Source organism: Pseudomonas citronellolis, assembly GCF_029335315.1.
GTDB classification, from domain to species: Bacteria; Pseudomonadota; Gammaproteobacteria; order Pseudomonadales; family Pseudomonadaceae; genus Pseudomonas; species Pseudomonas citronellolis_A.
Genome location: NZ_JARJLT010000201.1, coordinates 68938 through 75615, shown reverse-complemented (window position 1 = coordinate 75615; position 6678 = coordinate 68938). Strand labels below are relative to the sequence as shown.

Genomic DNA, 6678 nt, shown 5'->3' with positions numbered 1-6678 from the left:
AAGGGAAGGGAAGGGAAGGGGCCAGCCCCTCCCCCTAGCAGAGGGTGACTGCAAGGTCGATCAGCGGCGAGAGCGCGAGGTGGAACCGACAGTCAAGGCAACGATGAGCTTCCGCACACGTACCGGCAGGAGACGGCGACTAACCCCTTCAGGCACGAGCACCTCGCTCAGGACATAGCGAATGATCATTTCGCAGACCAGCTCCCTGTCGATCTTGATGCCTAGCCGGGCATCCCACTCATCGAACACGATCCCAAGCAGGTCCTGAAAGCGCACGATGGAATCATGGAATATCCGTCGGAAGAAACCCAGGGCGTAGTCGGGCGCCACCACAAGCAGACGTCGGGCGCGGCTCTGCTCAAGGTAATTATCCAGGTAGACAATCAGCGCATTCAAACGCGCGTCGGGGTCGGCAATATCCCCCAGCGCCAATGCCAGCGACTCATGGAAGCTGTCCCGCTTGTGACGAGAGAAGGTATCCAGCAAGTCTTCTTGGGAGGAGAAGTAGCGATAGAACGTCCCCCGGGACACCCCAGCCACCTGGCAAACATCCAGGATCGATATCCGATCTGCACCGGAACGCAGCACCACCTCCTCGGTGGCAGACAGGATATTCGTAACGGTCTCCTCGGAGCGCTTGTTGGGTCTTACTTTGCCATTCGCCGACGAAGCAACACCGTTTTTCTGAACAGGCCTTTTCGTTACGGCAGCAGGTTTCTCCGCCGGACTGGCCTTCTTTCTGACGGGCTTGTCACTCGCGCCCTTGCTCGATCTGGTGGCTTTCGAAGTCATTGACAAGGATTCTCATGGGATAAATGAGCGCAATTCTAGCACAAGATATAGGCATTATTAGCAAAATCTGTCCAAATTTTAACTGGAGACATCTGTAAAATTTGAATCTAGAATGGCATTCTCTCTTCAAAATAAAATCGCCTGCCCGCACCAGGACAGGCTCCAAGGAGATCGAGACATGAACGGCACAGGCCATCCGGACACCTGGTCCATGGGGGAACGAGACACTGTCATCGCAGCGCTTGAACGAGCGACAGCGAAGCATCCAGACCGAGTCCTACTGGATTTCAGCGGAAAGTTATACACATATTCTGAAGTCGACTCGATTTCCACGCGCATGGCCCACGCACTCTCGAACCTCGGCGTACGACCAGGCGAGACCGTACTGACAATGCTGGATAACAACATCGACGCAGTCGTGTGCTGGCTGGCGATCAACAAGCTGCGTGCAGTTAGCGTTCCGATAAACACCGCGCTCAAAGGCGAGTTCCTCCGTCACCAGATCGCTGACACCGGAACCCATCTGGTCATCTGCGAAGCGGACTACCTGCCACGCATCACTTCGCTGGCCGAGCAGCTCACTAACGTCACCCGGATTCTTTGCCGGGGTGACTTCATTGCTCCGAAGGACTGCCGCATTCCTATCGCCGCTTTGGATGAACACCGTGGCAATGACGACACACCTCTGAGCGTCAAGCCGGAACCTTCCGACTTGGCTTGTCTGATCTATACCTCTGGCACCACCGGCCCCTCAAAAGGCTGCATGATCAGTTACAACTTCATGTGCAACCTGGCGCGCCTGCAGCTGCGAGCCGGTCCGGCCAACGAAAACGACGTTACCATCACGCCCCTGCCGCTGTTCCACATGAACGCCTTGTGCGTCAGCATCATCGCCAGCATCCTGGTTGGTGCGCGGGCAGCGATCCTGCCGCGCTTCTCGGTCTCCAATTTCTGGCAGGAAGTCGAACGTTCCGGCGCGACTATTGCCTCCATCCTCGGCGGAATGGGTGGTCTGCTAGCTCACGCCCCTGACAACGAAGCGATGAGGCGCTGCCATGGTCAGATCCATACTGCCCGCGGCAACCCCTATACCGAGGAAACCAAGAAAATCTGGCGCGAACGCTTCGGCAGCAAACTGGTCGGCGGAAACGGCTACGGCCTCACCGAGGCTTGCGTAGTCACCTCTCTGGCCGCTGGCGAATACGCAGCGCCCGGCTCGTCCGGCAAGCGCATCCCAGACTTCGACGTGCGGATCGTCGATGACAATGATCAAGAGCTGCCCGCCAACACTCCCGGCGAAATTGTCGTACGCCCATTGCGCCCAGACATCATGTTCCAGGGCTACTGGAATCGCCCCGAAGATACCCTGAAGCTAATGCGCAACATGTGGTTCCACACCGGCGACATCGGTAAGTTCGACGACGAAGGCTTCTTCTATTTCGTCGATCGCAAGAAGGATTACCTGCGCCGCCGTGGTGAAAATATCTCCAGCTTCGAGATGGAAGCCGCCTTTGCTGTGCACCCGGCCCTGGCCGAGGTTGCCGTGCATGCCGTGCCGTCCGACAAAGGCGAGGACGACGTCAAGGTGACCGCAGTGCTACATGAAGGGGCCTGCTTGACTCCGGAAGAGCTGTTCAACTGGGCTGTCGAATCGGTCCCCTACTACGCCCTGCCCCGCTATATTGAGTTCCGCACCAACCTGCCGAAGAATCCGCAGGGGCGCGTGCTGAAGTATGAGCTGCGCGAAGAAGGCAAGACAGCCGACACCTGGGACCTGGAAGACACTGAGATCAAGGTTGCCAAGCGCTGACCCACCCTGCAGCCCCGGCCTTGCTTTTGGGCTGGCCGGGGCTCGCTATCCATCCACTCGACAGCACCAGCTTGCAGCTCACCCTGAGTGACCTCGCCGCCGTGTTACAGAAAAAAGCGCGGCGGCATTAGCCGCGCTCGATACCCCCGTCAGTACTCGCGCACAGGTACGGTGGCCGGTCGGGAATTGTAGCCGGGGAGGTGCAGCCCGCCATCGACATGGAGAGTCTCGCCGGTGACGAAGCGCGACATCTCAGAAGCCAGAAACACCACGACTGGCCCAATGTCTTCCTCCGGCTCCCCGCAACGCCCTAGCGGGCGCAGGGCGGCGGAACGTTCGGCAAACCCTGGGTTCTCCGCCGCCAGCTTATGGAAGGTCGCCCCCATGGCAGTAGGCGCGATGGCATTCACACGAATGTTGAAGCGTCCCCATTCCGAGGCCGCACTGCGGGTCAAGCCGACGACCCCCGCCTTCGCTGCGTTGTAGTCACCATGCAACCAGGCACCGACCTCGGTGTCGATGGAGTAAAAGTTGATGATCTTGCCGCCGCCGCGCGCGCGCATGTGCGGCAGCGCAGCCTTCATCGACCACCAAGCGGCCCACAAGGTGGAGTCGAGGGTCCGAGCTAGCATCTCGTCGGTCTTCTCCTCCAGCAGCACATTGGGCGTGGGGGCGAACGCATTGTTGACCAGAATGTCCAGCCCTCCGAAACGCTCCACTGTCACCCGGATAGCCGCCTCGATATCCACCTTGCTGGTCACGTCGGTCTTGATGAAAACCGCGCGAGCGCCAAGCGCCAGCAACTCGTCTTCCACAGCCTTGCCGGAGGTTTCGTCCAGCTCGGCTATCACGACCGCGGCGCCGGCCTTGGCAAAGCTCAACGCCACGCCGCGGCCAATACCGCCACCAGCTCCAGTCACCAGCGCTATCTGCTCGTGCAATAGCTTCATAATGAATTCCTTCTTGTTTTTAGATGAACACTTTTAAGTATACTGTTCAAATATACTTCAATCCGCAAGACCAGGCACCTGCGGAAACCAACGCAAGGAAAAAACGATGACCAACATGTTCCGCCGCCGAGTGGAAATCGTCTCTACGCCACAGGATGCAACACGAGAGGTACGGGCCGCTCTTGAGGACGATTTCCATCACTTCCGCGTCTGGCTACGCCATAGTGACGGCATGGTACGCGAGATCGGCGGGGAGGCCGTGCGCTACCCCTACTCCGCCTGCCCACAAGCGTCCGGCCAGTTGGAACAACTGATAGGCATGCCACTCAGCCATATCGCCCATTCAGTGACCCGGCAGACCGATGCCCAGCATCAATGCACACACCTGCTAGACCTTGCCGGCCTAGCCATCGCCAACGCGGCCCGTGGAACGCTCCGCCGATGCTACGATGTCCAGGTACCGGACCGCGTCGACGAACACACGACACCGGTACTACTTCGTGATGGCAGGCTCCTGCTGAGCTGGGACGTACGAGGCTCGATCATCCAAGGGCCAGCGCCCTACTGTGGGGTAAACCTGCGCAAAGGAATGGCTCGCTGGGCCCTTAGCCACCTTCCCGAAGAGGATGCGGAAGCTGCGCTGCTGCTACGCCGGTGTACCCAGATCTCACTTGGCCGTCAGCATCCATTAGACTCCCAGGTCCATGCATCCAGCACCAGTCTCTGCTTTAGCCAGCAGCCGGCACGGGCTGCGCAGGCCCTGCGGATCAAGGGTTCAACGTGGGATTTCAGCGACACGTCAGCACGTCTATGCTCGGGCGACCAAGACTGGCTAGCCGGAGAGTAACCAGCCGGCCACTCCCCCCTTTCCCCTCAGGAGAAGGGATAAGCCAAACTGGACGCAACAAAACTCCGACACAACGTGACGCCGGCTTCGGCAGATAACGTGCACTCCGAAAACGTCAGTCTGCCCCGCCAAGACAGGGCCAACATAAAAGAACCCCGGCACCGGGATAACTCGCTCCGGCACCGAGGTTCACAACAGCATTGAGCGCCCCTTCAAAGAATGGAGCGCCAGGTTAGGGGCGTCAGAGGAACACTGCGAGGTTCGGCGTGCCCAACACGGCCTGGTCAAGAATGACCTCACGGCGCGCCAGCTTGAAACCCTCATCAGTCACACGCAACACATCCCGGCGCTCACCACTTATGATGTCGACATGGTGGTCCTTGAAGCGATTGCGGGTTAACAGTAAGTAGCTGGTCACCACGAATTCGTTGGACTTTTCGGTCTCCTCGACGAAGACGTTGGTCACCAGACGTCGGGTGCGCGAGGGCGGATCCTCCGCCCACGCACTCTTGCCGGACAGCCGCAGAATTCGCCCCATGATCGAGCGGTAGTCGTCATGGTAATGCTGCACGGTACGCACGATGGTGGTGGACAACTCCGACTGCAGGCGGGTGTGGCGAAGCGGTACGGTATAGACGAGGTCTGGGGCCAAGCGTGCGCCCCACTCCTGCAGACGAATCTGATCCAACAAGGTCGCCTCCTCATAGAGGAAGGTCACCACCTGGTTGTAGATATCCGAACCTACCGAGACGCGCTTGATGCCGACGGGCGATCCCGGCTGGATCTGATCGACACCGCGCTCTTGTACTTGGGCCATGGGTAACTCCTGAAATGTGTGGTTTTGCCTGGAACGACGCGACGATCAGCCCTCCGCCGTCATCAGTTCATGCCAGTACAACCACCAATGCCACTGGGTGTCGTCCTTGGTGAAGCCCTCGTTGACGATGCCCGGCCCTGGCCAGCCCGCAGGCGCGCCGGTCTCATAGCAGGCTTGGTACTTGAGGGTCATCTGGCGGCCCATCGCGCCCTTGGCAGCCAGGGTCATGTGCGGCCAAGTGTCGGAGTCATCCTGCTCGACCATCCCGGAGGTACCGAATAGCTGGATAGTCTGCTTGAGCATCTTCTCGCGCAGTTCTGCCGGCGCGTCCTTCTCGGCGAAGATCCAGTTGACGAACTCGAGCTTGTCGGGCCCCTGAGGCACATAGGCGTGCATGGTCATGGAACCAACCACCGATCCATCCGGCTGCGGGATATAGACGAACCCGAACAGTATGTTCGGGAACATTCCCCCGACCTGCGGCGGCATGCTGGTCAGTACCTTGAGCTGCTCCTCGCTGAGATTGCGCGCCAGTTGCTCAACCATCTCACGCGTCATCCCGGCCGGCGGCAAGGCGTTCAGCTTCTCCTGTACCGACAGTTCCGCAGGATCGAGACCGGTAAGGCGTTTTATTTTGCGGGCCAGGTCAATGCAGCGAAGAGCATGGCCGTGCGGCGAACTGACCTCTACCCCGATCATCTCTGGACTGAGGTCGGCGCCTTCACCTTCACCGTCGCCTTTCTTCGCATAGTTACCGACCTCGCCCAGCCAGCGGTGCAGGGTCAGTGTATGGAAGCCATCGGCGGCGGACTGCTCACCAGCGGTCTTCCAGTTGGCGTTGACAATGAAGCGCTGCGGCGGACCGAGCACTTCCATGCCCTTGTCAGAACGGCAGAACAGCATGTCGTAATACCACTTGGCGTCGCCGAGGAACTCATCGAAGGAGGGGCCGTCGATGTTCCAAGTGGCGAAGATCAGCCCACCATAGAGCGTGACCCGAGCCTTCTTCAGGCCAAGCGCCTCCTTTGGCAAGATCTTGCCATGCATACATTCGCGCTCCACCGGCGAGCCGATGAAGTCACCGTTGGGACGGAACGCCCAGCCGTGGTAGATGCACTTGTGGATTTGCGTGTTGCCGCAGTCGGCGGTACTGATGCGCATGCCGCGGTGGGGACATACGTTGAGGTTTACATAAACCTCTCCCTCCTTGCCACGGGCGACAATCACCGAGTCGGAACCCATGTCGCGCACAACAAAGTCGCCGGAGTTGGGAATCTCGGACTCATGGCCGAGGAACACCCAGATCTTGCCGAAGATCTTCTCCATCTCCAACTCGTAGATCTCGCGGTCCGACAACACGCGCATCTGGACTTCGCGGGTATCGGGGAAGATAAGGTCGGAAACCTTGGTTCCGTCGGACAATACAGGACTTGTTCTTGTTAGCATGATTGCCTCCTGATCA

Annotated in this window: 6 protein-coding genes; 2 read left to right on the top strand and 4 right to left on the bottom strand. The window is 59.2% G+C overall.

The window, feature by feature from the left end; translation table 11 throughout:
* Positions 1-60: 60 nt before the first annotated feature.
* Positions 61-792, bottom strand: coding sequence for a TetR/AcrR family transcriptional regulator (locus P3W75_RS15930; protein ID WP_043158290.1), 732 nt, complete (start codon positions 790-792; stop codon positions 61-63).
* 178 nt (positions 793-970) lie between these two features.
* On the opposite strand from P3W75_RS15930, the gene P3W75_RS15925 reads away from it, so the two are divergent.
* The gene (locus P3W75_RS15925) at positions 971-2602 is read left to right on the top strand and encodes an ATP-dependent acyl-CoA ligase (RefSeq protein ID WP_043158289.1); all 1632 of its coding nucleotides are present in this window, start codon (positions 971-973) and stop codon (positions 2600-2602) included.
* A gap of 149 nt (positions 2603-2751) precedes the next feature.
* Here the strand turns inward: P3W75_RS15925 and P3W75_RS15920 are convergent, their stop codons facing one another.
* Positions 2752-3552 carry an SDR family NAD(P)-dependent oxidoreductase gene (locus tag P3W75_RS15920; RefSeq protein WP_043158288.1) on the bottom strand — a complete coding sequence of 267 codons (801 nt, stop codon included), beginning with the start codon at positions 3550-3552 and terminating at the stop codon, positions 2752-2754.
* A 106-nt stretch (positions 3553-3658) separates the two neighbouring features.
* Here P3W75_RS15920 and P3W75_RS15915 point away from each other — a divergent pair, with 106 nt between their 5' ends.
* Positions 3659-4399, top strand: coding sequence for a DUF2889 domain-containing protein (locus tag P3W75_RS15915; RefSeq protein WP_043158286.1), 741 nt, complete (start codon positions 3659-3661; stop codon positions 4397-4399).
* A gap of 241 nt (positions 4400-4640) precedes the next feature.
* Here the strand turns inward: P3W75_RS15915 and P3W75_RS15910 are convergent, their stop codons facing one another.
* Together P3W75_RS15910 and P3W75_RS15905 are read right to left on the bottom strand one after the other, a co-directional pair.
* Complete coding sequence (locus tag P3W75_RS15910) at positions 4641-5216, bottom strand: aromatic-ring-hydroxylating dioxygenase subunit beta (protein WP_033970220.1); 576 nt, start codon at positions 5214-5216, stop codon at positions 4641-4643.
* Positions 5217-5261: 45 nt separating this feature from the next.
* Positions 5262-6662, bottom strand: coding sequence for an aromatic ring-hydroxylating dioxygenase subunit alpha (locus P3W75_RS15905; RefSeq protein ID WP_033970218.1), 1401 nt, complete (start codon positions 6660-6662; stop codon positions 5262-5264).
* Positions 6663-6678 lie beyond the last annotated feature (16 nt).